23 protein-coding genes and 1 tRNA gene are annotated in these 25052 nt (G+C 69.8%); 9 read left to right on the top strand and 15 right to left on the bottom strand.

The window, feature by feature from the left end:
• Positions 1-102: 102 nt before the first annotated feature.
• Together Q7X29_RS04275 and Q7X29_RS04270 are read left to right on the top strand one after the other, a co-directional pair.
• Complete coding sequence (locus Q7X29_RS04275; protein WP_218720747.1) at positions 103-4029, top strand: Pls/PosA family non-ribosomal peptide synthetase; 3927 nt, start codon at positions 103-105, stop codon at positions 4027-4029.
• Positions 4029-5384 carry a M1 family metallopeptidase gene (locus Q7X29_RS04270; protein WP_218720712.1) on the top strand — a complete coding sequence of 452 codons (1356 nt, stop codon included), beginning with the start codon at positions 4029-4031 and terminating at the stop codon, positions 5382-5384. The genes Q7X29_RS04275 and Q7X29_RS04270 overlap by 1 nt, the downstream gene beginning before the upstream one ends.
• On the opposite strand, the gene Q7X29_RS04265 is transcribed toward Q7X29_RS04270, so the two are convergent.
• Complete coding sequence (locus Q7X29_RS04265; protein ID WP_218720711.1) at positions 5369-5554, bottom strand: hypothetical protein; 186 nt, start codon at positions 5552-5554, stop codon at positions 5369-5371. The two genes, Q7X29_RS04270 and Q7X29_RS04265, sit on opposite strands and share 16 nt — an antisense overlap.
• A 38-nt stretch (positions 5555-5592) precedes the next feature.
• Positions 5593-6054, bottom strand: a complete 462-nt coding sequence (locus Q7X29_RS04260) for a DUF2752 domain-containing protein (protein ID WP_218720710.1) — start codon at positions 6052-6054, stop codon at positions 5593-5595.
• A 208-nt stretch (positions 6055-6262) separates the two neighbouring features.
• Here Q7X29_RS04260 and Q7X29_RS04255 point away from each other — a divergent pair, with 208 nt between their 5' ends.
• The 5 genes from Q7X29_RS04255 (at position 6263) to Q7X29_RS04235 (ending at position 9295) form a co-directional block, all read left to right on the top strand.
• The gene (locus tag Q7X29_RS04255) at positions 6263-7315 is read left to right on the top strand and encodes an alpha/beta fold hydrolase (RefSeq protein ID WP_218720709.1); all 1053 of its coding nucleotides are present in this window, start codon (positions 6263-6265) and stop codon (positions 7313-7315) included.
• Positions 7316-7498: 183 nt separating this feature from the next.
• Positions 7499-8404, top strand: a complete 906-nt coding sequence (locus Q7X29_RS04250; protein WP_218720708.1) for a zinc metalloprotease — start codon at positions 7499-7501, stop codon at positions 8402-8404.
• Positions 8388-8693 carry a hypothetical protein gene (locus Q7X29_RS04245; RefSeq protein WP_316573349.1) on the top strand — a complete coding sequence of 102 codons (306 nt, stop codon included), beginning with the start codon at positions 8388-8390 and terminating at the stop codon, positions 8691-8693. Before Q7X29_RS04250 ends, Q7X29_RS04245 begins: the two co-directional genes overlap by 17 nt.
• 43 nt (positions 8694-8736) lie before the next feature.
• Positions 8737-8928, top strand: coding sequence for a hypothetical protein (locus tag Q7X29_RS04240; protein ID WP_218720706.1), 192 nt, complete (start codon positions 8737-8739; stop codon positions 8926-8928).
• 4 nt (positions 8929-8932) lie between these two features.
• On the top strand, positions 8933-9295 hold the full coding sequence (locus Q7X29_RS04235) for a DUF1036 domain-containing protein (protein ID WP_316573348.1): 363 nt from the start codon (positions 8933-8935) through the stop codon (positions 9293-9295).
• 49 nt (positions 9296-9344) lie between these two features.
• On the opposite strand, the gene Q7X29_RS04230 is transcribed toward Q7X29_RS04235, so the two are convergent.
• Genes Q7X29_RS04230 through Q7X29_RS04220 form a run of 3 tightly spaced genes read right to left on the bottom strand, consistent with a single transcriptional unit; the run spans position 9345 to position 11896 of the window.
• Entirely contained in the window at positions 9345-10709 is a 1365-nt protein-coding gene (locus tag Q7X29_RS04230; RefSeq protein ID WP_316573347.1) for an alpha/beta hydrolase family protein, read from the bottom strand.
• 9 nt (positions 10710-10718) lie between these two features.
• On the bottom strand, positions 10719-11300 hold the full coding sequence (locus Q7X29_RS04225) for an ArsR/SmtB family transcription factor (protein WP_218720703.1): 582 nt from the start codon (positions 11298-11300) through the stop codon (positions 10719-10721).
• A gap of 50 nt (positions 11301-11350) precedes the next feature.
• Entirely contained in the window at positions 11351-11896 is a 546-nt protein-coding gene (locus Q7X29_RS04220; protein ID WP_218720702.1) for a dihydrofolate reductase family protein, read from the bottom strand.
• 112 nt (positions 11897-12008) lie between these two features.
• Between Q7X29_RS04220 and Q7X29_RS04215 the strand changes: the two genes are divergently transcribed.
• Positions 12009-12887 carry a hypothetical protein gene (locus Q7X29_RS04215; RefSeq protein ID WP_316573346.1) on the top strand — a complete coding sequence of 293 codons (879 nt, stop codon included), beginning with the start codon at positions 12009-12011 and terminating at the stop codon, positions 12885-12887.
• Between the two features lie 6 nt (positions 12888-12893).
• Here the strand turns inward: Q7X29_RS04215 and Q7X29_RS04210 are convergent, their stop codons facing one another.
• From Q7X29_RS04210 to Q7X29_RS04190, 5 genes are all read right to left on the bottom strand, one after another.
• The gene (locus tag Q7X29_RS04210) at positions 12894-13082 is read right to left on the bottom strand and encodes a hypothetical protein (RefSeq protein ID WP_218720700.1); all 189 of its coding nucleotides are present in this window, start codon (positions 13080-13082) and stop codon (positions 12894-12896) included.
• 92 nt (positions 13083-13174) lie between these two features.
• Positions 13175-13247: transfer RNA gene (locus Q7X29_RS04205), tRNA-Thr, on the bottom strand.
• 57 nt (positions 13248-13304) lie between these two features.
• Positions 13305-14504 (bottom strand): DNA polymerase III subunit delta', encoded by a 1200-nt coding sequence (locus tag Q7X29_RS04200; RefSeq protein WP_316573345.1) that lies wholly within the window; start codon positions 14502-14504, stop codon positions 13305-13307.
• Between the two features lie 220 nt (positions 14505-14724).
• Positions 14725-17664, bottom strand: coding sequence for a type I DNA topoisomerase (topA, locus tag Q7X29_RS04195; protein ID WP_449411934.1), 2940 nt, complete (start codon positions 17662-17664; stop codon positions 14725-14727).
• 258 nt (positions 17665-17922) lie between these two features.
• Positions 17923-18129 carry a cold-shock protein gene (locus tag Q7X29_RS04190; protein ID WP_019044597.1) on the bottom strand — a complete coding sequence of 69 codons (207 nt, stop codon included), beginning with the start codon at positions 18127-18129 and terminating at the stop codon, positions 17923-17925.
• Between the two features lie 434 nt (positions 18130-18563).
• Between Q7X29_RS04190 and Q7X29_RS04185 the strand changes: the two genes are divergently transcribed.
• Positions 18564-20954, top strand: a complete 2391-nt coding sequence (locus Q7X29_RS04185) for a DEAD/DEAH box helicase (protein ID WP_316573344.1) — start codon at positions 18564-18566, stop codon at positions 20952-20954.
• A gap of 299 nt (positions 20955-21253) precedes the next feature.
• Here Q7X29_RS04185 and Q7X29_RS04180 read toward each other — a convergent pair whose 3' ends face one another.
• The 5 genes from Q7X29_RS04180 to Q7X29_RS04160 form a co-directional block, all read right to left on the bottom strand.
• Complete coding sequence (locus Q7X29_RS04180; RefSeq protein ID WP_218720696.1) at positions 21254-21631, bottom strand: Rv3654c family TadE-like protein; 378 nt, start codon at positions 21629-21631, stop codon at positions 21254-21256.
• Complete coding sequence (locus Q7X29_RS04175; RefSeq protein WP_316573343.1) at positions 21628-21942, bottom strand: TadE family type IV pilus minor pilin; 315 nt, start codon at positions 21940-21942, stop codon at positions 21628-21630. Before Q7X29_RS04175 ends, Q7X29_RS04180 begins: the two co-directional genes overlap by 4 nt.
• Positions 21943-21983: 41 nt before the next feature.
• Positions 21984-22193: a DUF4244 domain-containing protein gene (locus tag Q7X29_RS04170; protein WP_218720694.1), complete on the bottom strand. Its 210-nt coding sequence runs from the start codon at positions 22191-22193 to the stop codon at positions 21984-21986.
• A 72-nt stretch (positions 22194-22265) separates the two neighbouring features.
• Positions 22266-22844 carry a type II secretion system F family protein gene (locus Q7X29_RS04165; RefSeq protein WP_316573697.1) on the bottom strand — a complete coding sequence of 193 codons (579 nt, stop codon included), beginning with the start codon at positions 22842-22844 and terminating at the stop codon, positions 22266-22268.
• 494 nt (positions 22845-23338) lie between these two features.
• The gene (locus tag Q7X29_RS04160; protein ID WP_316573342.1) at positions 23339-24127 is read right to left on the bottom strand and encodes a type II secretion system F family protein; all 789 of its coding nucleotides are present in this window, start codon (positions 24125-24127) and stop codon (positions 23339-23341) included.
• Between the last annotated feature and the right edge of the window lie 925 nt (positions 24128-25052).

The following is a 25052-nucleotide window of genomic DNA, read 5'->3' as shown; positions in this document are numbered from 1 at the left end:
CGTTGGCATCTGGTGACCATCCCGTTTGCCCTCCGGTAACCCGCCCGTGAAACAACAAACACCACCGATGGGGGTCGACCGATGAGAGGTGGACTGAGCGCCATGCTCGAGCCACGCACTGAGGACCCGGCGAGCCGGTTGCGTGATCCACTCCTGCGCGCCGATCTGGCCGCGCCGCCGCGCACCCTGGTAGACATCCTGACCAGCACCGCCCTGGCCCACCCCGACGCACCGGCGATCGACGACGGCACCGTCGTGCTCAGCTACATGGAGCTGATCGCCGCGATCGAGGCCAGGATGACCGAGCTGACCGCCGCGGGGGTGCGCCCCGGCGACCGGGTCGGCGTGCGGATGCCCTCGGGCAGCGCCGCGCTGTACGTCACGATCCTGGCCGTCCTCTACTGCGGCGCCGCCTACGTTCCCGTCGACGCCGACGACCCGGAGGAGCGGGCCCGGCTGGTCTTCGGCGAGGCCAGGGTGAGCGCGCTGGCCACGGCCGCGGGCATCGAGTCGGCCACCGCCGCCGCGGGCCGCACGCCCGCCTCGGACTGGAACACCCTGCCGACTCCCGCCGACGACGCCTGGATCATCTTCACCTCCGGCTCGACCGGCACCCCGAAGGGCGTCGCGGTCACCCACCGCAATGCCGCCGCCTTCGTCGACGCCGAGGCCCGACTGTTCCTGCAGCGCGCCCCGATCGGCCCCGGCGACCGGGTGCTGGCCGGGCTGTCGGTCGCCTTCGACGCCTCCTGCGAGGAGATGTGGCTGGCCTGGCGCCACGGCGCCTGCCTGGTCCCCGCCCCGCGCGACCTGGTCCGCACCGGCGCCGACCTGGGCCCGTGGCTGATGCGCCGCGAGATCAGCATCGTCTCCACCGTGCCGACGCTGGCCGCCACCTGGCCCGCCGAGGCGCTGGACTCGGTGCGCCTGCTGATCTTCGGCGGCGAGGCCGTCCCGCCGGAGCTGGCCGAACGGCTCGCCGGCGGCGCCGATCGCGAGGTGTGGAACACCTACGGCCCCACCGAGGCCACGGTCGTCGCCTGCGCCGCGCTGCTCGACGGCGGCATGCCGATCCGCATCGGGCTGCCGCTGGACGGCTGGGACCTGACGGTCGTCGACCCGCAGGGCAATCCCGTGCCCGAGGGCGAGACCGGCGAACTCGTCATCGGCGGCGTCGGCCTGGCCCGCTACCTGGACCCGGCCAAGGACGCCGAGAAGTACGCCCCGCTGCCTTCGCTGGGCTGGGAACGCGCCTATCGCAGTGGTGATCTGGTTCGCAACGATCACCAGGGTCTGATCTTCCTCGGCCGGGCCGACGACCAGATCAAGATCGGCGGCCGCCGCATCGAGCTGGGCGAGATCGACAACGCCCTCCAGCATCTACCCGGGGTCAGCGGCGCTGCCGCCGCCATCCGGACCACCAAGGCGGGCAACAAGATCCTGGTCGGCTACCTCACCGGCGCCGGCCCCGACTTCGACGTCAAGAAGGCCAGAGAGATTCTGGCCGAACAGCTTCCGGCCCCGCTGGTGCCCCGCCTCGCGGTCGTGCCCGACCTGCCGACCCGCACCTCGGGCAAGGTCGACCGCGACGCGCTGCCCTGGCCGCTGCCGAGCACCGAGGAACCGGCCCCGTCCGGTCTCGCGGGCACGGCGGCCTGGGTGGCCGGGCTGTGGGACGCCATCCTCGGCGCCGAGGCCGCCGATCTCGACGCCGACTTCTTCGACCTGGGCGGCGGCTCGCTGGCGGCGGCCCAGCTGGTCGGCGCGTTGCGCGAGCGGTATCCGCACGTCACCGTCGCCGATCTCTACGACCATCCGCGCCTGGGCTCGCTCGTCGAACTGCTCGACGGGAGCGCGCCGGTGGCGGCCGTCGACGTGCGCGTCGTCGCGCCGACGCCGTTGCGCGCGCAGATCACCCAGGTGCTGGCCACCCTCCCGCTGACCACCCTCACCGGCTTGCAGTGGGTCACCTGGCTGGCCGCGGTGTCGGCGATCGCGGGCTGGTCCGCCTCGCTGCCGTGGCTGCCGCGGCTGTCCTGGTGGTGGATCGTGCTGGCATTCGTGCTGTTCATCTCGCCGCTGGGCCGGATGACGCTGTGCGTAGCAGGCGCGCGCGTGCTGCTGGCAGGCCTGCGCCCCGGCACCTATCCGCGCGGCTCCTGGGTACATCTGCGCCTGTGGGCGGCCGTACGCCTGTCGGAGGCCAGTGGCGCCGAAAGCCTTTCCGGCGCACCGCTGATGGTGCCGTTCGCGCGGGCACTGGGCGCCAAGATCGGCAAGGGCGTCGACCTGCACACCCTGCCGCCGGTCACCGGCATGCTCGAACTCGGCGACGGCGCCAGCGTCGAACCCGAGGTGGATCTGTCCGGCTACTGGGTCGACGGCGACGTCGTGCACATCGGCGGTATCACCATCGGGGACGGCGCGGTGATCGGCGCGCGCTCGATCCTGCTGCCCGGCACCAAGATCGGCAAGAAGGCCGAGATCGCCCCCGGTTCCGCGGTATCGGGCAAGGTCAAGGCCGAACAGGAATGGGCGGGCTCGCCCGCGACGAAGGCGGGCAAGGCACCACGCCGCTGGCCCGATCACTCCCCCGAACGCGCCAGGCACTGGCTGATCGTCTTCGGCCTGTCCTCGATGGCGCTGGCCGCGATGCCCGTGCTCGGCCTGGCCGTCGGCGGCACCTTCATCGCCTGGTGGGTCCGCGAGGAGACCACCATCGGCGCCGCCGCGCTGCGCGGTTTCGCCATCCTGCCGGTGGCCACCCTGCTCAGCCTCGCCGTCTACGCCGCCGCGACCGTGATCGCCGTGCGCCTGCTCGGCATCGGCCTGCGCGAGGGCTACCACCCGGTGCGCAGCCGGACCGGGTGGCAGGTGTGGGCCACCGAACGCCTGCTCGATTCGGCCCGCACCTTCCTGTTCCCGCTCTACGCCAGCCTGCTGACCCCGCTGTGGTTGCGCCTGCTCGGCGCGCGGATCGGCAAGAACGTCGAGGCGTCGACGGTGCTGCTGCTGCCCAAGTTCACCGTGGTCGCCGACGGCGCCTTCCTGGCCGACGACACCATGATCGCCAGCTACGAACTCGGCGGCGGCTGGCTGCGCATCGGCGAGGCCAAGGTCGGCAAGCGCGCCTTCCTCGGCAACTCCGGCATGACCGCGGTCGGTCGGCGGGTGCCCAAGAACGGCCTGGTGGCGGTGCTCTCGGCCGCGCCGAGCAAGGCCAAGGCAGGCTCGTCGTGGCTGGGCAGCCCGCCGGTGCGACTACGCCGGGCCGCCGAATCCAGCGACACCTCACGCACTTTCGATCCGCCGCTGCGGCTGAAGGTGGCCAGGGCGATCGTCGAGACCTGCCGCTTGATCCCGGTGATGGTGACCTTCGCCATCGGCCTCGGCGTGCTGTTCGTGCTGGCCCTGATCGCCCAGCATTCCGACTACCTGGTCGCGGCACTGCTGTCCGGCCTGGTCCTGATGGCCGCCGGCGCGGTGGCCGGTGCCATCGCGGTGGCCGCGAAGTGGTTGCTGGTCGGGCGGATTCGGGCCGTGGAGCATCCGCTGTGGAGTTCGTTCGTGTGGCGCAACGAGGTCTCCGACGCCTTCGTCGAGACCGTCGCCGCACCCTGGTTCGCCCGCGCCGCCACGGGTACTCCCGTAATGAATCTGTGGCTTCGCGGACTCGGTGCCAAGATCGGCCGCGGGGTATGGTGCGAGTCCTATTGGCTTCCGGAGGCAGACCTCGTGACACTCGGTGACGGCGCGACCGTGGAACGCGGCTGTGTGGTGCAGACCCATCTGTTCCACGACCGCATCATGTCCATGGACACGGTGACACTGGACGCGGGCGCCACTCTCGGCCCGCACTGCGTCGCCCTGCCCGCCGCCCACATCGGCGCGGGCGCCACCATCGGACCGGCGTCCCTGGTGATGCGCGGCGACGTGGTCCCGCCGTCGACCCGCTGGTGGGGCAACCCCATCTCGCCGTGGACCGGTACCGCCTCGACGTCGGAGTCGAGGCAGCGCGGAGCCGCCTGATGCGGAGCAAGTTCTACGAGGAACCGATCGACGCCTACCTGCCGCAGAACGGCAATCGCGGCTACCGCGTGTCCAGGTACGAACTAGAGCTCGGCTACCGGCCCGCCAGCAATCGACTGACCGGGCGCGCGGTGATCATCGCGGTCACCACCGCGGTGCGGCCCTGGTTCACCCTCGATCTGTCGCAGGCGCTGACGGTGTCGAAGGTGTTCGTCAACGGGGCCAAGGCCGCGAAGTTCAGTCATCAGCAGGGCAAGCTGGCGCTCACCCCGCAGCAGAAGATCCCGGCGGGCGGCGTCCTGGAGATCACCGTCCAGTACGCGGGCACGCCCCGACCGGTACGCGGGCCGTGGGGCGAGGTCGGCTGGGAGGAACTCACCGAGGGCGCGCTGGTGGCCAGTCAGCCCAACGGCGCCGCCTCCTGGTTCCCGTGTGACGACCACCCGAGTTCCAAAGCGTCCTACCGGATCTCGATCACCACCGACAGCCCGTTCTACGCCCTCGCCAACGGCACCCTGGTCCGCAAGCAGGCCAAGGCCAGCCAGACCACCTGGGTGTACGAGGCGCCCGAGCCGATGGCCAGCTACCTGGCGACCATCCAGATCGGCGCCTACCGCAAGCACCGGATCGGCGCGCCCGGGGAGCCGGTGCCGATGCAGGCCGTCATCCCGCAGCGGCTGCGCGCCAACTTCGACCACGACTTCGCCCGGCAGCCCGAGATGATGGCGCTGTTCACCGAGAAGTTCGGCCCGTACCCGTTCGAGAACTACACCGTGGTCGTCACCGACGACGAGCTCGACATCCCGATCGAGGCACAGGGCATCTCGGTGTTCGGCGCCAATCACTGCGACGGCAAGCGCGGGTCGGAGCGGCTGGTCGCGCACGAGCTGGCCCACCAGTGGTTCGGCAACAGCCTGACACTGAAGCAGTGGCGTGACATCTGGCTGCACGAGGGCTTCGCCTGTTACGCCGAGTGGATCTGGTCGGAGGCCGCGGGCGGCCCGACCGCGGACCAGCTGGCCAGGGCGGCGCGCGCGAACCTGGCCCGTCAGCCGCAGGACATCATCGTCGGCGATCCCGGCCCCAAGGACATGTTCGACGACCGGGTCTACAAGCGCGGCGCGCTCACCCTGCACGCGCTGCGGCTGGAACTGCGCGACCACCTGTTCTTCGAACTCATCCGGGAATGGACCGCGCGCTATCGCCACGCCTCGGTGACCACCGAGGAATTCGTGGATCTGGCAGGCCATTACAGCGTGTCGCCGCTGCGTCCGCTGTTCGCGGTCTGGCTCGGCACGAAACCGCTGCCGCAGCTACCGCCGCTGGGCGGCCAAGCGCATCAGAAGACCAGGTAACGCTGCGCGAGTTCCTCGACGAGCGGATCGTCGGACGGCACCATCTCCAGCGCCTCGAGATCGTCGGCCACCGAGATGCTGCGGGAGTCGTCGCGTTCGGGGTCGGGGCCGTCCTCGGCGAGCTGACGCATCAACTTCTGTCGGACTCGATCCTTCAGTGAATCGCGCATGCCTCCAGATTGCCCGCCGATCCGCGCGCGCACCAGTATCAAACGGGGGTGAGCCAGGTTCCCCACGGCGTGTTGCGCAGGACGGTATAGACGGCGAGCAGACCGAAGAACGACCACACCAGCACCGGACTCAGCCCGGGTACGCGCCAGCGTTGTCCGCGCCGGGCGCGCAACAGCCAGTCGACGACGAACACCGCGAACGCGACGACCAGCGGCAACACCAGCAGATTGCTGTGCAGTGAATCGATGATCCGGCCGTCGGTGAGATTGTGCATCGCCCGCATCCCGCCGCACCCGGGGCAGTACACCCCGAGCAGCGCGTACACCGGGCACAGCCCGTAGGAACCCTCGACGTGCGGATCGCGGAAATGCAGCAGCGCGAGCGTGCCGACGCCGAGTCCGGCCGCGATCAGCGGCGGGGCGAAACGCTGCCAGGCCGGGCGTGCCGGTTCCCGGTGCGGGGCGCCGGAGAAATCGGCCATGACGGGCGTGCTGTCCACGCTCCTACGGTAGCCGCGCCCGCCCGGGGCCGCCAGCATGCCCGGATCGCGCTGCCACGCTGTAATTTTCCGGCGATCTCGGGCGATTTCACAATGACGGCGCGGCTGGTGACCCAGTTCACAACAAATGGGACACTGTGACCCGCTAACACTAGCTAGCACCCCAGCTCGCACTGTACGGTGGCCTACGACACAAAGGAGTGCCGACATGCTTGCAAAGTCGATGATGACGGTAGGCGTACTCACCGCACAGTTCCGTGCCGGGCTGCGTACCCGGAGCTTCGCGACAGCGAAACTCAACGCCCCCACCGTGGCCCACCAGGTCGTCCCGGTGACCACCGCGGACGGCGCCGACCTCCGGGTCCACGTCTACGGCCCCGAGACCGCGCCCACCCTGGTCCTCATCCACGGCTGGGCCTGCAGCATCGAATACTGGAACCCGCAGATCACCGCCTTCGCCGGTGAGTACCGCGTGGTCAGCTACGACCAGCGCGGGCACGGCGAGTCCACCCTCGGCACCGTCGCCCCCAGCGAGCACACCCTGGCCGGCGACCTCGCCGCCGTCCTGGACGCGACGCTGCGCCCGGGCGAGCAGGCGGTTCTGGCCGGGCACAGCATGGGTGGTCTCACCATCCAGGCCTGGGCCAAGCATCACCCCGAGCAGGTGTCCGAGCGCGCCGCCGCCGTGCTGCTGGCCAATACCGCCAACGGCGACATCCGCTGGGAAACCGATCTGCTGCCGGTGCTCAACAAGCAGCTCACCGTCGCCGAGTACCCGGTCACCGTCCTGGGCGCGCCGGTGCGCATGCCGCAGCCGGTCAGCGAGTCGCTGCTGTTCGCGCCGCTGCCGATCCCCGGCGGCTGGTTCACCGAGCAGCTGTTCCGCTACCGCATCCTCACCCCCGAGGCCACCGCCGAGGAGATCGACTTCGCGGTCGGCATCATCCGCTCCTGCCGTCCGCTCGCGCGTGGCCGTCACGCCGCCGCGATGGCCGACATGGACCTGTCGGCAGGCACCGCCAACCTGACCGTGCCGACCACGGTCCTGGCCGGCGCGCAGGACCGGCTGCTCCCGCAGCGCATGTCCCGCTCGATCGTCGACATCCTGCGCCGCACCGGCCACCTGGCCGATTTCCACGTGCTGCCGCACGGGCACCTCAGCAATATCGAGGACACCGCCGCCTTCGACGCGATCCTGCGTCAGATCATGCTGTCGGCCACCAACTCTCGGGCCACCCGCCGCAACGTCGCCGCCCGCTGACCCGAGTCGGTTCTCCTGAGCCGGTCAACGGCGCTCGACTCGGGAGAAACTCGAAGAATGGCCCCCGACCACCAGGTCGGGGGCCTTTTTCGAGCCCGGATCGAGTAGTCGACTACGCGGGACCCGCACCGATTCTCCGTGCCACAGTCACAACCCCACGGTTGTTTCGATGAGGAGGATCCGATGCGTACACCCCCCGACCAGGAGCCGCACGGCAACGGTCACCACGAAGAACCCGCCCCGGTCGAGGAGCCCGGCTGCGTGATCCCCGCGCTGCCGACCCGGCTGCTGGAGCGGGCGGCCGAAGTCGCCACGCTGCTCAATCCGGTGAACGCGCCGCTCACTCAGAGCGCGGCCACCGAGGGCGGCCTGCCGCAGGTCGCCGAACTGGCGGTGCTGACCTCGAAGTACTGGGGCATGCAGCGCCGCACCCTGTCGGTCAGCTTCATGGAGGCGACGGCCAGCGACCTGAAACAGCGCATTCTCACCCATATGAACGCCTGGGGCATCGGCGTCACCTTCGTGCTGACGAACGGCACCGGTCAGGTGCGCATTTCCCGCTCCGGCCAGGGCTATTGGTCCTATCTCGGCACCGACGTCCTGCTGATCCCGCAGCACCGCCCCACGATGAACCTGCAGGGCTTCACGATGGCCACGCCGGAGAGCGAGTACAAGCGGGTCGTGCGCCACGAGACCGGCCACACCCTCGGCTTCCCGCACGAGCATCTGCGCCGCGCGCTGATCGGCAGGCTCGACGTCGCCAAGACGATCGCGCACTTCCGTGACACCTACGGGTGGAGCGAGCAGCAGACGCGCTCGAATGTCCTGACCCCGCTGGACGAACGCTCGATCATGGCCACGCCGAACGCCGACCAGGACTCGATCATGTGCTACCAGCTGCCCGGCACGATCACCACCGACGGGCAGCCGATTCGCGGTGGCCTGGACATCAATGCCGCCGATCGCGTGTTCGCCCGTTCCATCTACCCGACGCTGTGGCCGTTCTTCACCGAGACCGCGGACTGGGACGAGGGCGAGGACGTCAGCGTGGAATCCGCGCTCGCACAGGCGCATGCCACGGCTGGTTGATCTGCGCGCTGGTCCGATCGGGAAACGGTTGGAGCTCGCGCCCGGCGACATCGCGCTGTTGCCCGCCGCGGGAGCCCGGGTGATCTCGGGCGCGACGGTCGAGGTGCTCGGCGTCTACCGGGACGCGACCCCGCTCCCGGACGGACGGGTGCTCGCGCCCGAAGGTCCGCCGGATGTGGTGGTGCTCGCCGCGCTGACGCCCGGCGACTCGACAGTACTGCTGATGACCGGCGATCCCTTCCACGGCGCGACGCCACGGGAGTTGTCGGTGACCGTCCAGCGAGGCTGAAAAGCGGTCTCGCCGTAGCCGAATCAGAAGAAAGGTGAAGTTCATGACCGCCGAACCACAAACGGGGCAGCTCGCTGCGGCGCAGGCCCCGGCCGTGCGCGAAGTGGGTGCGTACACCTCGGAAGATCATCGGGCCGAGCGCCCGGAAACGCCCGCGAGCGCGGGTGCGAGTGTGGCCGCGCCGTTCCACGAGGCCGCGAGTCTGCCGGCCCCACCACTCGAGCAGAAGGGGTAGTCCGATGCCTTGGTTGGCTTTTCGCAACAACTACCACCTGGTGGTTTCCGTCGCGGTCATGCAGGTGGACCCGGATTCCTGCCCCGGCCAGTACGGCGGCTGGGCGACGCACGGCTGGTGGAATCTGAATCCCGGCGAGTCGAAGACCGCGATCTGGACGAAATACGACGCCGCGTACTACTACGCCAGAGCGGGCAACGGCGCGTGGTGGGGTGACGTGAACGGCCCTCGGGTCTACGTCAATCCCTTCGACCGGTTCGACTCCTGCCTCCTGATCGGAACCTCCACGTGGGACATCGTGAACATGAGACGGGTGTTCGTCGGCTCGAATCTGCACAACACGCACACCGTGAATCTCAACCCCTGAACCCCGATCCGGAAGGTCCCGACCAGCAGGTCGGGACCTTTCGCGTTTCTCAGGGCAGCAGCAGTCCCCAGTACACCGCCCACAGCGTGAATCCGGCACCGCCGCAGACCAGCAGCGCCCAGCGGACCCGGCCGCCCGTGCCGACGCCGTCGAGCAGGCGTTGCCGCCGCGCCACGACGACGCCGAGCGCCACCACCGCGCACACCGAGACCAGCTGCAACGCCACCCAGGGCAGGGTGCGCCCGAACAGCAACGGGCCGAACGACGTCGCCTTGGTCGAGGCAACGAACACGAACAGGGCGATCGTGCCGAGTATCCCGATCCCCGCCGCCGTCACCAGGATTCGCCCTGGCAGGCCATGGGACAGTCGCCAGCTCCGGGCGAAGCCGGTCACCGCGTACCCGCCGAGCGCGAGAACGGTCCCGAGCAGCAGTGCCAACTGGACCCCGGTGGACTCCCACCACGCCAGGGGCGGCAACGGCGTCACCGAATGCCCTTGCGCCGCAGGTCGATCCGCCTGCGCGTGCGCCGATCCCGGCAACCCGTTCACCCAGTCACCCATGAGCTCGGCGTAGCCGGGCGCGAGGCCGGCGCCCTTGTCGAAGCCATCGGTCGTCGTGAAGGCGGCGTGCTGGGCATTCGGCAGTGTGCGCAGCGTGTAGTTCACCTTGCCGACCCGATCGAAGACCGCCTGGAAGTCGCGCAGGCTGTCGCCGGGCGGGGTCAGCCGGTCCCTGTCACCCCAGATCGCGAGTACCGGCTGCGGGATCCGTTCCAGCACCGGCACCGGGTCGTAGTCGGCCTGGGCGAACTGACCCGCCCCGGCGAGCTGGCGGATTCCGTTGCGCGCCAGCACCTCGATCATCGATCCGCGCACGCCCGCCGCCGCGAATCTGGTCTCGTTGGCCCAGGTCTGCTGGGCGGCGGGCGCGCCGGAATTGGCGCCGATGGTGATCAGGAACGCGACGTCGGCCGAGCGCGCGGCCGCCAGCGGCGCGACCCAGCCGCCTTCGGAGAGTCCCCAGAGCCCGACCCGGGCGGGGTCGACCTCGGGCCGGCCCCGCAGCGCGGCGATGCCCGACAGCGCGTCGTCGGCGAGCAGGGAGAAGTCGCGGTGGGCGGGCGTGTAGTCCTCAGCTCGCTTGGTATAGCGCAACGCGACGATGCCCGCACGCGCGAAAGCATCGGCGACCAGGGCGTATTGGGGACTGGGCGCGGTGCCGGAGCCGTGCACCAGCACGACGCCCGGCCGTCCCGTGGCGCCCGCGGGCGCGTGGACGGTGCCGGGCGTGGTGGTGCCATCCGAGCGGGTGATGGTGATATCGGTGGTGGCGGGGTCCTGCGCGGCGGCCGTGGGAGCGGTTGCGACGAGGGCCGCGATCAGGGTGGCGAGCAGTGCGATACGAAGCAACACGGTGAATCCCTACTCGCTGTCGGTCATCCCCGGTGCCGGGAACGCGATGAACCGGGTCAGCACCCGGCGCGCGCCGGGCCTGCCCGCGGCATGGGTGGCCTGAAAGCGTTTGAGCAGCGCGAGGTACTCCTCGCAAAAGGCGTCGAGTTCCTCGCGAGTGGCGTAGATCGCGCCGCGCGAGAACGGCATCGTGTCGGCCCAGTCGCCGAGCTCGGCGCGTTCGGCCCGGAACCGCCCGAACAGCTCGACATCCTCGGCGATGTGCTGGGCGACCAGCCCTTCCAGCAGCTCGCGCAGCTCCGGCGGCTGGTCCTTGTCGAGCCGGTAGCGCAGGTCCTTCGGCGGTGAGCGCCACCACCGCTCCTTCCCCTTCGCCAGCTCGGGCGCCTCCTCGATGAATCCGTGCTCGGCCAGCTGACGCAGGTGATAGCTGGTCGCCCCGGTGTTCTGACCCAACTGCGCACCGAGCGCCGTCGCGGTGGCCGGCCCCTTCTCGGCCAGCGCGCGCAGGATGCGCTGCCGGAGCGGATGCGCCAGCGCGCGCAGCGCGGCGGGATCGGCAATCTCCCTGGGCGGTACCTCGTCGGCCATACATGCACAGTACTCTTTGCATAATTTCTTGTGCAAAGAGAATGGTGCAACTAGGCGGCGTATCGCGAGTAGACGACCGAGCCGTCCAGCACGCGGGATTCCACCAGCCGCAACCGGGCCGCCACGTACCCCTCGGGGAACAGCCGACGACCGCCGCCCTGCACCGTCGGGTAAACGAACAACCGGTACTCGTCCACCAGGCCCGCCCCGATCAGGGCGTGACAGAGCCGAATGCTCCCGGTGACGACGATGTCGCGGCCCGGCTGCCCTTTCAGCGCCGCGACCCGCGCGACCGGATCCCCGGCCAGCACCGTGGAGTTCTCCCAGCCCGGCTCGGTCATGGTCGCCGACACGACGTATTTGCGCTGTCGGTTGAGCGACGCGGTGATGCCGGTCCGGTCATCGGTCTGCGCCGGCCAGAAGGCGCGGAAGTCCTCGAAGGTGCGCCTGCCGAGCACCAGCGCGTCCGACGCGGCGGTCTGCCGGTGCAGTTCGGCGAGTTGTTCGGCGTTGTCGGCCTGCGGGTCGAACCAGTCTCCGAGCATTTCGATCGCACCGTCGGCGGTGCTGTTCTGGGTGATCGCGAGTGTGCGCATGCCGACCTCCTGATCTCGACGACTCCTGGTGATGCAGACGGCATGAGCAGCGCGAATTCATCGGCGTGGCACCATCGAGGCAGCGCTCGACTCTGCCGTCGGACGGAGGCCGGTGTACGTCTACACGAACCTATCCGCCGCGCTGCGCGACACGTCGTCGCCGCTGCGCGAGTACCTGCACCAGCGGTTTCCGCACACCCGCGGGGTGCAGGCCGAGTATCGGCGCGGAGCCGGACCACTGCTGGTCGACACCGGCGGCGCCAACCCCGCCACCCTCGGCGCCGCCTTCGACTTCGCCGTGCGCTTCCTGCTGGTCCCCGACCACGAGCCGGTACTGCCGCTGCTCGGGTTCTTCGGCCATCCCCGGGAATCGGCCGTCGTGGCGTCGGTGATCGATACCGCCGGCGCGGCCGTCGCCCCGTCCGCGGTCGACGTCGACCTGCTCAGCCGCGCCTGCTGGGCCCTGGCCCTGTGCACCGACGTCTACCGCCGCGGCCTACTCCGCGATACCGCGCTGGCGAATCTGCTCACCACCGACCGCTTCACCGTCGACCACCTGCTCGCCCTCGCCCCCGCCGACGCGATCCGCCAACTCTGGGAACTGCGCGGCATCGCCGACCAGCACCTGCTCCCCCACCTGCGCCCACCCACCGTTCCCGGCCCCACCTTCGACGCCTCGGTGCTGTGCAACGCCGACGCCGACATCATCAGCGACGGCCTGCTCCTCGACCTCAAAACCCACCTCGGCCCGAAGAACCAGCGCACCGGCCACCGCGCCGACGCCCTCAGCGCCACCGACCTCTACCAGGTCATCAGCTACGCCCTCTTCGACCACACCGACACCTACCGCCTCACCGATGTCGGCATCTACTCCGCCCGCTACGGCCACCTCACCACCTGGCCCCTCCCCACCCTGCTGACCACCCTCGCCGGCGCACCCATCGACCTCACCACGGAACGCGACACGGTCTGGACCCTCCTCGGCGGGTGACCCGGATCAGTGCTGAATCAGGCCGCCGACCGCCACCGGAGCGACATGGCCGATCTCCGGCAGCGTCCGCGCCAGGGCGAGACCGATACCCTCGGCGGTCACGCCCCGCGCGAGCAGGACCCGCCCGTCCTCGATACACACGGCGTAGACCGCCAGCTTCCCGGACGCCGCGTGGGTCGCGAAGACGTACATCACCACCGGAAAGTGGCCGACCGGCGAGCGACTACCGCGTCGCCAGAAACCACACAGGCCCTTCCCGGATTCCCGGAAAGGGCCTGTGACCTCGGAGCCGCCTGGGGGAATCGAACCCCCGACCTTTTCATTACGAGTGAAGCGCTCTACCGACTGAGCTAAGGCGGCGTGCCGTTAGGCGACGCGAGTCTATCGCGGGAACGGCCGGAACGCGAAAACGGGTGGTCAGGTGGAGCGGGCGGCGATGAGGGTGGCGACCATGGCGGCGACGGCGAAGCGGGGTTTCACGTTGAGGTCCAGGGCTTCCCGGCACTCCAGCACGGCGTCGATGCTGCGGAGCAGGCCCTCGGGGCGGACGTTGGTGGCGAGGTCGGTGATCTCCGCCGCCATGTCCGGGTGGGTGAGGGTGATGGCGACCCCGCGGCCGGCGAAGCGCATGGCGAGAGCGTCGCGGTACATCCCGGCCACGTCGATGAGGGCGCGGTCGAGGGCATCGCGGCCGGTGCGGGTGGCGCGGGACTTCTGGCGGCGCTCGAGTTCCTTGAGCACGCCCGCCGAACCACGGGTGGCCGAGGCGGCGCCCTTGCCGGTGCCGCCCGCGCCCATGGCGGTGGCGAGTTCGTCGCGTTCGCGGTCGTCGCGTTCGGCGCTCATCTGCTTGGCTTCGTCGTCGGCCGACTTCACCAGCTCGTCGGCGGCGGCGTAGGCCGCGCCCGGCCGTTCGGTGGCGCTGACCAGGGCCAGCGCCCGCTGACGTCGCTTGCGCGCGTCCTCGTCGGTGGCGAGGCGACGTGCCCGGCCGACATGACCACCGCTCACCGAGGCCGCCCACTCGGCGGTCTCGGCGTCGAGCTGATCCCGCTCGCGCAGGACCTGCGCGATGGCGGGGACGGTCGGGGTCACCAAATGCACGTGCCTGCATCGGGATCGCAGGGTGACGGAGATGTCCTCCGGGTCGACGGTCGGCGCGCACAGCAGGAACACGGTGCGGTCCGGCGGCTCCTCGACGACCTTCAGCAGGGCGTTGGCCGCGCCTTCGGTGAGCCGGTCGGCGTCCTCGACCACGACGATCTGCCAGCGGCCGGTGCTCGGTCGCCGGGACGCGATCTGCACGATCGCGCGCATCTCCTTGGTGCTGATGCTCAAGCCCTCGGGAATGATCCGGCGCACGTCACCGTGCGTGCCTGCCATCGTGGTGGTGCACGCATGGCAGCGACCGCATCCGACGGCGTCGGGGTCGGTGCATTGCAGGGCGGCGGCGAAGCACAGCGCGGCGACCGACCGACCGGATCCGGGCGGACCCGTGAACAGCCACGAATGCGTCATCGCCCCGGTCACGACGCCCGCGCGGGCCGCCGTCGCGGCAGCCGTCAGTTCGGCCTCGACCACGTCCTGGCCGACCAGTCGATCGAAGACACCTGCCACGCGCTACACCCTAGCCGCGTGGTCCGACATCGATCCGGACGGCCGGACCGCCGCGGCCCGGACCGGCCGCCACGGCAGCGCTTGTTCGCCCATCATGGCCGCTGCGACGAACACCCGCGTGCCATCACAGCGGCGCCGAGAGACCGACCGCGCGGCCGAGACGCTCGCCTGGACTGATCCGACCAGCCGCCGGGAACCCGCCCCCTGTCCGCGCGCGGTGTCAGTCCGCGTCGGTACCAGCAGTTTTCGACGCCGCCTTCTTCGCGGGCGCCTTCTTGGCCGCGGTCTTCTTCGCCGCGGTCTTCTTGGCCGCGGTCTTGGTGGCGGTCTTCGTCGCGGTCGACGTCGCCGCCGCCTTCTTCGCCGGCGCCTTCTTGGCGGCCTTCTTCGCGGTCGTCTTCTTGGCCGCCTTCTTCACCGGACCACGGGCCCGGCGATCGGCGAGCAGCTCGGACGCGCGCTCGTCGGTGATCGACTCGACCTCGTCGCCCTTGCGCAGGCTGGCGTTGGTCTCACCGTCGGTGACGTACGGGCCGAACCGGCCGTCCTTGATCACCATCGGCTTGTTCGTCGCCGAGTCGTTGCCCAGCTCCCGCAGCGGGGCCGCGCTCGCCGCCTGCCGACCGCGCCGCTTCGGCTCGGCGTAGAGCTTGAGCGCCTCGTCGAGGGTGACGGAGAACAGCTGTTCCTCGGTCGCCAGCGAGCGCGAATCGGTGCCCTTCTTCAGGTAGGGCCCGTATCGGCCGTTCTGCGCGGTGATCTCCTCGCCCGAGGTCGGGTCGTTGCCGACCACACGCGGCAGCGAGAGCAGCTTGAGCGCGTCGTCGAGGGTGATCGTCGCCAGATCCATCGACTTGAACAGCGAGCCGGTGCGCGGCTTGACCTCGGCCGCTTTCTTGGCGGTCTTCTTCGCCGGCGTCGCGGCCGGATCCGGCGCGGGCGGCTCGGGCAGCACCTCGGTGACGTACGGGCCGAAACGGCCTTCCTTGGCGACGATTTCGTGTCCGGACACCGGGTCGACGCCGAGTGAGCGGCCCTCCTGAGGCGTCGAGAACAGCTTCTCGGCGACCTCTCGGGTCAGCTCGTCCGGCGGCAGATCGTCGGGCAGGTTCGCCCGCTGCGACACCGGATCACCGTCCGGGTCATCGGGATTGACGACCATCCGCTCCAGGTACGGACCGAAGCGGCCGACGCGGACCACGACATCGCGGCCCTCCTCGTCGACGAACATCTTGATCGAGTTCACTTCGCGGGCATCGATGTCGTCGAGCTGCTCGCCGACCATCTTCTTCAGGCCACCCGAGCGCGCCACCGAACCCTCGGCGCCGTGATCACCGCCGAAGTAGAAGCTGGACAACCAGTTTCCGCGCTGCTCACGGCCACCGGCGATCGCGTCGAGGTCGTCCTCCATCGCGGCGGTGAAGTCGAAGTCGACCAGTCGCCCGAAATAGGCCTCGAGCAGGCCGACCACCGCGAACGCCACCCACGAGGGCACCAGCGCGCTGCCGCGTTTGTAGACGTAACCGCGATCGAGAATCGTCTTGATGATCGAGGAGTACGTCGACGGGCGGCCGATGCCGAGCTCCTCGAGCGTCTTGATCAGCGACGCTTCGGTGTAGCGCGCGGGCGGATTGGTGCTGTGCCCGTCCGGGGTGAGCTCGACGGCGGTGACGCCCTGGCCCTCTTCCAGTGCGGGCAACCGGGATTCGGCGTCGTCGGACTGACCGCCCGCTTCCTCGTCGACGCTCTCGACATAGGCCTTGAGGAAGCCGGGGAAGGTGATCGTGCGGCCCGAGGAGGAGAACACGCACTCCTCACCGGTCCGGGCGGTGCCGGTGATCCGCAAGGTCAGCGTGGTGCCGCGCGCGTCGGCCATCTGCGAGGCGACGGTGCGCTGCCAGATCAGCTCGTAGAGCCGGAACTCGTCCTGGTCGACCTTGGACGCCAGCTGGCCAGGGGTCATGAACGTGTCACCGGACGGGCGGATCGCCTCGTGCGCTTCCTGCGCGTTCTTGACCTTGCGGGTGTACTGGCGCGGCGTCGGCGAGACGTACTCCGCGCCGTAGAGCTGCGTGGCCTGCGAACGCGCGGCCGCGATGGCCGACTCCGACAGCGTGGTCGAGTCGGTACGCATGTAGGTGATGTAACCGTTTTCGTACAGCCGCTGCGCCACCCGCATCGTGCGCTCGGAGGTGAAGCGCAGCTTGCGCCCCGCTTCCTGCTGCAACGTCGAGGTCATGAACGGCGGATACGGCTTGCGCGAGTACGGCTTGGCCTCGGCGGAGGAGACGACCAGGTCGGCGCCGTCGAGCGCCTCGGCCAGCCGGTTCGCGTAGGCCTCGTCCAGCACGACGACACCGGTGGCCGACTTGAGCTGACCGTCGGAACCGAAGTCACGACCGGAGGCGACCCGGTCGCCCTCGACCTGGACCAGGCGCGCGCCGAACGTGCGCGGGTTGGTCGAATCGGAGTTCTCGTCGACGCCGGCGTCGAGCTTGGCGGCGATGTCCCAGTATTCGGCGGAGCGGAACGCCATGCGCTCACGCTCACGCCGCACGATGACGCGGGTGGCCACGGACTGCACGCGGCCCGCCGACAGGCGCGGCATGACCTTCTTCCACAGCACCGGACTGACTTCGTAGCCGTAGAGGCGGTCCAGGATGCGGCGGGTCTCCTGCGCGTCGACCAGATCGTTGTCGAGTTCGCGAGTGTCGGCGGCGGCCGCGAGGATGGCCGGCTCGGTGATCTCGTGGAAGACCATTCGGCGGACCGGGACCTTCGGCTTGAGCGTCTCGAGCAGGTGCCAGGCGATCGCCTCGCCCTCGCGGTCGGGGTCGGTGGCGAGATAGAGCTCGTCGGCGTCGGCCAACAGGCTCTTGAGCTCGGAGACCTTGGCCTTCTTATCCGGGCTGACGACATAGATCGGCTCGAAGTCGTGATCGACGTCGACGCCGAGGCGGGCCCAGGACTGCCCCTTGTATTTGGCGGGCACGTCGGCGGCGCCGCGCGGCAAGTCACGGATATGACCCACCGAGGCTTCGACGGTGTAGTTGCGGCCCAGGTAAGGCGCGATCTTGCGGGCCTTCGTCGGGGACTCGACGATCACGAGACGACGCAGGGGACGCCCCTGGTCGGCTGAACTGCGGTCTCGTGTTGCCACCGGCGAACACCTTCCTTCTATATCCGCGCGTCGGGAGGTCCGCTCGGTGCGCGGCTGGGGCAGACGGCGCGACGTTCGGACATCGCCACCAGTGACGTTTATACCTTGCGCACTTGGGTAGCTGCGTCCACGGCGGCTGGCGCCGCGGGTTTCCGGCCTGCTCGGCCCGGAGAACTTCTGGGCGACCTTACCCCTGAAATGGCTCGTCCCCCACCTCCGCGTAGGAGGTGGGGGACGGGCGTTGTTTCGATTCGCAGCTCAGGAGAGCGCGCGAACGCCGGTGGCCTGCGGGCCCTTGGTGCCCTGGCCGACCTCGAACTCGACCTTCTGGTTCTCCTCGAGGGTACGGAAGCCCGTGCCCTGGATCTCCGAGTAGTGGACGAAGACGTCAGCGGAGCCGTCCTCGGGCGCGATGAAGCCGAACCCCTTCTCCGCGTTGAACCACTTCACAGTTCCCTGTGCCATTCTGTTCCTTCTCTTTCTTACCGGAACGGCGGACAACTGGGTTCGTCCACCGGGTCCGTTCCGACCGCTGTACTGTTGGTCCCCCTGCAAGGAAAGCCTGAGCACGGCGTTCGCAACATCGATCCTGCTGATGGTTTGGACTTTCGATCCGTCCCTCGAACACAGAAGCTTGCGACCGAGACCCAGTGAACCATGTCCACGAGCAATTCAACAGTCGAGTTACCGACAATTTGCAAAATTCTTGATCTTGCGAATGCGCAGGTGAGGGAGAGATTGGGTGAATCCGTACTTCCAGTCTGTTTGCTTCACGATAACCGGGTGAGCTTCCAGCAAACCTGCTGTGACCCAGGTCGCTATTGGGTTACGAAATCGCAGGTAGCGCTCGCCGCACACACACGTTTCACACTTCCGGCGTGGCGCGAGAGGGCGATGGGATGAATCCGGCAGAGCGGACCGAGGTCCAGCCGACGACTTCGGGCGAGAGCTACGGGCGATCGTTGCTGAATCGTGTCCTGGTCGAGGCTGCCGCCGGCGGCAACCCCCTGACCCATGTCGCCGAGCTGCCCGCCCGGCCCGCACGGACCACCGACTGGCCGGAATGGGTGCCATCCGCACTGGTCACAGCGCTGGACGCGGCCGGGATCGACCGGCCGTGGGAGCACCAGACCCGCACAGCCGAGCTGGCGGCGGCCGGAAAACACGTCGTCGTCAGCACCGGGACCGCGTCCGGGAAATCTCTCGGCTACCTTCTGCCGGTCCTCACCGCCCTGCACGACGACCCGCGAGCAACCGCGCTGTACCTGTCCCCCACCAAGGCGCTCGGCGCCGATCAGCTGCGCGCGGTCGGCGGGCTGATCCACGACAATCCCCTGCGGGAGGCCCATCCGGCGAGCTACGACGGTGACACCCCCGCCGAGATCAGGCAGTGGGTACGGGCCAACGCCCGGTGGATCTTCACCAATCCCGACATGCTGCACGTCGGGATGCTGCGTTCGCATCAGCGCTGGGCGCGCGTGCTGCGCAATCTTCGCTACGTGGTGGTCGACGAATGCCACTCCTACCGGGGCGTGTTCGGTTCGCATGTCGCCCTGGTGCTGCGCAGGCTGCGCAGGCTCGCCGCGTTCTACGGCGCCGACCCGGTGTTCGTCCTGTGCTCGGCCACCAGTGCCGACCCCGGGGCTTCGGCGACGAGGCTGATCGGCGCACCGGTCACCGCCGTCACCGCGGACGCCTCGCCGCACGGCGCCAGGACCGTCGCCCTGTGGGAACCGCCGTTGAGCACCGCGGTGACCGGCGAGAACGGCGCGCCCGTGCGCCGCACCGCGACCGGTGAGGCCGCCAAGATCATGGCGAGCCTGGTGACCGAGGGCGCCAGGACACTCACCTTCGTCCGCTCGCGCAGGGGTGCCGAACTGATCGCGCTCGACGCCCGCCGCGTCCTCGCCGAACGAGCCCCTGAGCTGCAGGAACGGGTCGCGGCCTATCGCGCCGGCTACCTGGCCGAGGACCGCCGGGAGCTGGAGCGATCGCTCTCGGAGGGCACCCTGCTCGGCGCCGCCAGCACCAACGCGCTCGAACTCGGTGTCGATATCGCGGGCCTCGACGCCGTGGTCATCGCGGGTTTTCCCGGCACCGTCGCCTCGTTCTGGCAGCAGGCCGGGCGTGCGGGCAGGCGGCTGCAGGGTTCGCTCGTGGTGCTGGTCGCCACCGACGATCCGCTCGACACCTATCTCGTCCATCACCCGGAAGCGCTGCTGGACCGGCCGATCGAGGCCACCATCACCGACCCCTACAACCCCTATGTCCTGGGGCCGCAGCTGCTCTGCGCGGCCATGGAGTTGCCGCTCACCGACGACGAGGTGACCGAGCTCGGCGCCGGTGCTGTGCTCGCCGACCTGGCCGAAGAGGGATTGATCCGGCACCGCCCCGGCCCTGGCGGCGGGCCGGGACGGTGGCACGTCACCGCGCACACCCATCCCCACGACGCCGTGGACGTGCGCGGCGGACTCGGCACGCCGGTGGCCATCGTCGACGCCGAATCCGGGCGCCTGCTCGGCACGGCCGACGCGGGCCGGGCACCCGCGACCCTGCACAACGGCGCCGTGCACCTGCACCAGGGCGAGACCTACCTGGTCGACGAACTCGACCTCGACGGTGGCGTCGCCTTCGTCAACGAGGTGGACCCCGGCTTCACCACCAGTGCTCGTCAGGTCACCTCGATCACCATCGACGCGGTGACCGAGGAGCGCGTCTTCGGCGCCGTCACCACCGCATCCGCGCAGGTCGCGGTCACCAATCAGGTCGTCGGCTACCTCCGCACGCTGGTCACCGGCGAGGTGCTCGACCAGGTCGAACTCGATCTGCCCGCCCAGACGCTGCACACCAAGGCCGTCCTCTATACCGTCACGCCCCGACTCCTGGCCGCCGCCGGGATCTCCGACGACGAGCTCCCCGGCGCTCTGCATGCCGCCGAACACGCCGCGATCGGCATGCTGCCGCTGGTCGCCGGCTGCGACCGCTGGGACATCGGCGGCGTCTCGATCGCCGAGCACCCCGACACCGGCGCGCCGACCGTGTTCGTCTACGACGGGCAACCCGGCGGCGCGGGCTTCGCCGAGCGAGGATTCGCCCGGCTGGACGACTGGTTGGCCGCCACACTCGGCGTCATCCGCAGTTGCGGGTGCCAGGACGGGTGCCCCTCGTGCGTGCAGTCACCCAAGTGCGGCAACGGGAACAATCCGCTGGACAAGGACGCGGCGGCCCGGCTCCTGGTCGCCGTCCTCGGCGAGTTGCGAGCCCACTCCGGCACAGCGGCGAAGTCGTGATACCGCCGCGCCGGTGACGTGACCGGCGCTACACCTCGCTTCAAGAATGCTGGTCGCCCGACCATTTTTGCGTTGACCAGCGAGGACGCCGACGCCGCCCGTGGTATCCCGATTAAAAAGGATAACTCTTCTGTTAACTGGTGCATTGCCGACGGACGCCCCGGAGTAGGCCACATCATTATTTTCGTTTAGTTCTCTCCTCATAAAAGAATGTGCATGAAATTCAGGGAATAGAGCTCGGCGGAATTGTGGATTAGTTCGGTGCGGAACAACCACCGACCAGTGATAACACTTCCGCGTCACCCACTCTCGTCCACCGGTCCAGCGCGTGCCGCGGCCGCGATGGTGCGCGCGCCGAACACTCCGAATGACGCATTCGCCTCCACCGCGACCACGACATCCCACTGCTCGGCAACACACCGCGCCACCCGCACACCCATCCTCCGCCCGACCTCCACGGCCTCGGCGCACGCCGCCTCGGCCCCCTCGGCCAGCACACTCGCCGCACCCAACGCGCCGAGATCGGCCGCCGCCTGCGCCCGGTGCCGACCGACCACCACCGCGCCCACCTGACCGATCACCAAGGTCAGCGCGATCAAGGCCGCGAGCGCCGTGCACGCGAACACCGTCGCCCCGCCGGCATCACCGGCCGGGACCCGCACTCGCGCGCCGGTCATCGACCGACTCCCGGCTCGGTGGTCGCGACCGCCTCGGCGCGCAGCCGCAGACCGGGCAACAACGCGGTTCGCGCGGTGACCACCGCCACCATGCGGTCTCCGTCACCCCGGACCTCGACTGTCGCACCGGGCGGCGCGACGCTCCGAGCCGCCGCGAGGGCGTGCACCGCGTCGCCACGGGCGGCCAACCTCGCCGCCTCGCGTGCCGCGTCGACACAACGCACCTGGGTCGATGCGGCCAGCAAGGCTCCGACGCACAGCACCACCGCGCACACCAGCGCGGCGAGCGCGATGGCGGCCTCGACCGTCACCGCACCCGCTTCGTCACCGAGAATACTTGTGCCGCACCGTTTTACACATTCGTGTTGAGCGCCTTGTCGATGATCTGGGTCAGCGCGTTGACGATGCTGTCCCCCGTCACCACCCCGTAGAGCACCGCACCGAACGCCGCGGCCGCGATCGTGCCGATCGCATACTCCGCGGTGGACATACCGTCGTCGTCGATCAGCAGGCGCGTGATCCGCGTCCGCGCTCCTATATATACGGCGCGTACGAACGTCATCGTGATCCCCTCTCCTTCCACACCACCCGGCCGATCCGTGTGGTGACGATTCGTCGGCCCTGTCGAGGCCGGTCACAGCAGGCCGCCGTCGCCGAGGACCCGATCCGCCAAGCCGATCACGACTGGGACGATGCCGAGGCAGACGAAGGCGGGCAGGAAGCACAGCCCGAGTGGCCCGCCGATCAGCACACCCGCACGTTCGGCCCGCGCGACCGCGGCGTCCGCCACCGCCTCACGCCGCTGATCCGCCAGCTCCCCGACGGCAGCCGCGAGTGAGGAACCGGAGCGTGCGGAGCGCCGCGCCATCCGTGCCAGCGATTCGACCTCGTCCGCACCAGCCGACCCCACCGCATCCGCCGCGGCCCGTTCCCAAGCCGTCGCCGCATCCGCACCGAGGGCCAGCAGATCAGCCGCCCGGAGCAGTGCGGCCCGCAACACCGGCGGCGCCGTCCCCGCACCAGCCCGCGCGGCCGCGGCCAAGGGCAGCCCCGCCCGGAGGCACGCCGCCAGCAGATCGAAGGCCGAAGCAGACCCCAGCGGGTCGGGCTTCGCCTTTCCCCGCCCCACCTCGCGCGCCGCGGTCGGTGCCCGCCCGAGTGCCCGCACCCGTCGGCTCACCGCCACTCGACCGGGCAGCAATGCCACCGCCATCGCGGCGACCAGGAGCGCGGCAGGCGATGGCGGTCCTTCCGAGTAGTACACAGCAGTCCCTCCCCACGATGCATTCGTTTCGTACTGCTGGCACGTGCGCTGAACACACACGCCAGCAAGGCATTACGCGCTGGTCCCGCGACGCCACCTGAGCCGGTCGGCGTGGCGCTCAGCGATGTCGCTGGACCACAGGAGCCCCGAATTGCGCTGGTGTCGGGTGCGATCTCCCAGGTCGAGCTGTTCAGCTCCGGTCACGCCGCGCCCCTCGACGGCTCTGCCCGAACGCATTTCGCCACAAGACGCTCCGTTGCCTATGCGGACCGCGATGCTGTCGTTTCTCTCGAGGCTCGTGCGCATAAGAGCCGCGTCCCACGGGCCTCCGATCCTGATCACCGTGATCGCAGGCCGCATCCCGCGTTCCACCGCCGTGGCGATCGGTTCCCGAGGAGGGCGTCGGCGTCGATATGTGCGGCCGAGTGTGGCGACGGGGGCGGTCATGCCGTTCCCCGTCGGGTGATGACATCTGTCCATAGCAATCCACAGCAGGCCAGGCCGGCGCCTAGTGGTAGGAGCAGTTCGCCGACGGTGGAGCCGAACAGGACCGAGAGCGGTGCGGCACCCATCAGCTGGCCGAGGCCGATGCCGACCAGGGGTAGACCGGCGAGGACAGAGGCCGACGCCCGAGCTCCGGCGAGGGCTGCCTCGGTGCGGTCGCGGAATCGGATGCGGCCGAGGAGATCGGTCCTAGCCGCGGACAGCAGCTCTGCCAAGGCGAGACCGTGCTCCTCGGCCACCCGCCAGGCGGTGGCGACGCGCGACAATTCCTCAGCGACCGGTGATTCCGGGTGCAACCAGCCATCGGCTCCCGAGCCGCCGAGCCGGCTGCGGCCCGCGCTGATCGCCAGCACCCGAGCCGCTTCCCCACGGGACTCCGCGGCCGCGGCTTCGGCGGCAGCACTCGGATGCGCACCGACTCGCAGCTCACCGACGACCGCCTCGAGACCGGCCAGCAGATGGCCGCACTCCGCCCGCCGAACGCGCTCACCACGACCGCGCCGATTCCGTACCGCGACGGTGACGCCCACCATCAGCACCGCCAGCCCCGTCCCGACTCCCCACGCGAAGGCCATGCACCCCAACCCGATTCCCACACACCAGGTCACCGGTATCCGTCGCACCGCGCGCGCACCGCCCACATCGAACAACCGCCGAAAGCGCCGCCGATCGCCCGCCGCGGGAAGCATCAGCACCGCCGCCGCGCAACAGAGCAGTCCGACCACCATCGCTACCTCCGTACCGTCCTGTCGCATGGCACCGCTGACTGTTTCGCGTCGATCCCGCCTCGGACACCAGCGCCACTTCGCCCGCCGACGAGGGCGGAGCACTCCCCTGCACCATGGTCAGGTCCGGTGCAGTCCCCTGCGCCAACCCACCGGCCGGCACCGCTTCCGCCTCCGCGAACGCCACATCGATGGCGAACTCGACCTGGTGATCTGGGCCGACGATCCCCGCACCCGGGCGATCCGGACCGTCGATCTCCTCACCCGAGCGAACCGAGCCGCAGAGCTCCATACCCGAGCGATTGGGCCCTCCGACCTCCCCGTCCGAGCAATCCGGAGCACCGGCCCCCACGCCCGAACGACCCGGCCCGCCGACCTGCACGTCCGAGCGATCTGGCCCACCGGCCTCCTCGCCAGGCGAAGCCGTACACAGACACACGCTCGATCCCGTCGATGGAGAACTCACCTGATCGGCGGGCAGCACCACAGCAGGTTCGCTGCCACCTCGCCGACCGCGTCCCCAAAGCCTTTTAGACCGTGTCACTTCGGCTAACACGCGAACGGCCCGCGACACCACTCCACGCAGCCGAACCGATTTCCTGGTTCCACCCGCACGACGACCTCGCACCCCGTCGGCTCGCACCGACCCATGGTCTCCAGCCCGTGCGAATCCGGGGTCGGCGCGAACCGGCCACATACCGGCACCTGTGGCCGATGACCCGGGCACACAACGAGACCCAGCCGACGTGCTGACCCGCGCCGGGCCGCGAGCGCGGACCGAATGATTCCGGGCCTGCGAAGACGTGCCACTTCCGCCGGTCGGCGGAACAGCGGCACCCGCGTCGGGTAGGTCGACCGCTTGTCCTCGACCCGTCGCCCCGCGGAGACCACTGCCCGCCGGCGACGTGCCGCCCCAATGCACCGGCCA

Origin of the sequence: Nocardia canadensis, assembly GCF_032656385.1 — a bacterium.
GTDB lineage: Bacteria > Actinomycetota > Actinomycetes > Mycobacteriales > Mycobacteriaceae > Nocardia > Nocardia canadensis.
The sequence above is the reverse complement of the archived record's forward strand: the minus strand, read 5'-3'. Positions and strand labels throughout refer to the sequence as shown.

Bases quoted from the DNA above. Each gene is read 5' to 3' on its own strand.
- Q7X29_RS04270 (WP_218720712.1), top strand. From the start codon at position 4,029: ATGCGGAGCAAGTTCTACGAGGAACCGATCGACGCCTACCTGCCGCAG.
- Q7X29_RS04170 (WP_218720694.1), bottom strand. From the start codon at position 22,193: ATGACGTTCGTACGCGCCGTATATATAGGAGCGCGGACGCGGATCACG.
- Q7X29_RS04255 (WP_218720709.1), top strand. From the start codon at position 6,263: ATGCTTGCAAAGTCGATGATGACGGTAGGCGTACTCACCGCACAGTTC.
- Q7X29_RS04160 (WP_316573342.1), bottom strand. From the start codon at position 24,127: ATGGTGGTCGGACTGCTCTGTTGCGCGGCGGCGGTGCTGATGCTTCCC.
- Q7X29_RS04235 (WP_316573348.1), top strand. From the start codon at position 8,933: ATGCCTTGGTTGGCTTTTCGCAACAACTACCACCTGGTGGTTTCCGTC.
- Q7X29_RS04265 (WP_218720711.1), bottom strand. From the start codon at position 5,554: ATGCGCGATTCACTGAAGGATCGAGTCCGACAGAAGTTGATGCGTCAG.
- Q7X29_RS04275 (WP_218720747.1), top strand. From the start codon at position 103: ATGCTCGAGCCACGCACTGAGGACCCGGCGAGCCGGTTGCGTGATCCA.
- Q7X29_RS04180 (WP_218720696.1), bottom strand. From the start codon at position 21,631: ATGACCGGCGCGCGAGTGCGGGTCCCGGCCGGTGATGCCGGCGGGGCG.
- Q7X29_RS04165 (WP_316573697.1), bottom strand. From the start codon at position 22,844: ATGGCGGTGGCATTGCTGCCCGGTCGAGTGGCGGTGAGCCGACGGGTG.
- Q7X29_RS04245 (WP_316573349.1), top strand. From the start codon at position 8,388: ATGCCACGGCTGGTTGATCTGCGCGCTGGTCCGATCGGGAAACGGTTG.
- Q7X29_RS04240 (WP_218720706.1), top strand. From the start codon at position 8,737: ATGACCGCCGAACCACAAACGGGGCAGCTCGCTGCGGCGCAGGCCCCG.
- Q7X29_RS04225 (WP_218720703.1), bottom strand. From the start codon at position 11,300: ATGGCCGACGAGGTACCGCCCAGGGAGATTGCCGATCCCGCCGCGCTG.
- Q7X29_RS04220 (WP_218720702.1), bottom strand. From the start codon at position 11,896: ATGCGCACACTCGCGATCACCCAGAACAGCACCGCCGACGGTGCGATC.
- Q7X29_RS04185 (WP_316573344.1), top strand. From the start codon at position 18,564: ATGAATCCGGCAGAGCGGACCGAGGTCCAGCCGACGACTTCGGGCGAG.
- Q7X29_RS04250 (WP_218720708.1), top strand. From the start codon at position 7,499: ATGCGTACACCCCCCGACCAGGAGCCGCACGGCAACGGTCACCACGAA.
- Q7X29_RS04190 (WP_019044597.1), bottom strand. From the start codon at position 18,129: ATGGCACAGGGAACTGTGAAGTGGTTCAACGCGGAGAAGGGGTTCGGC.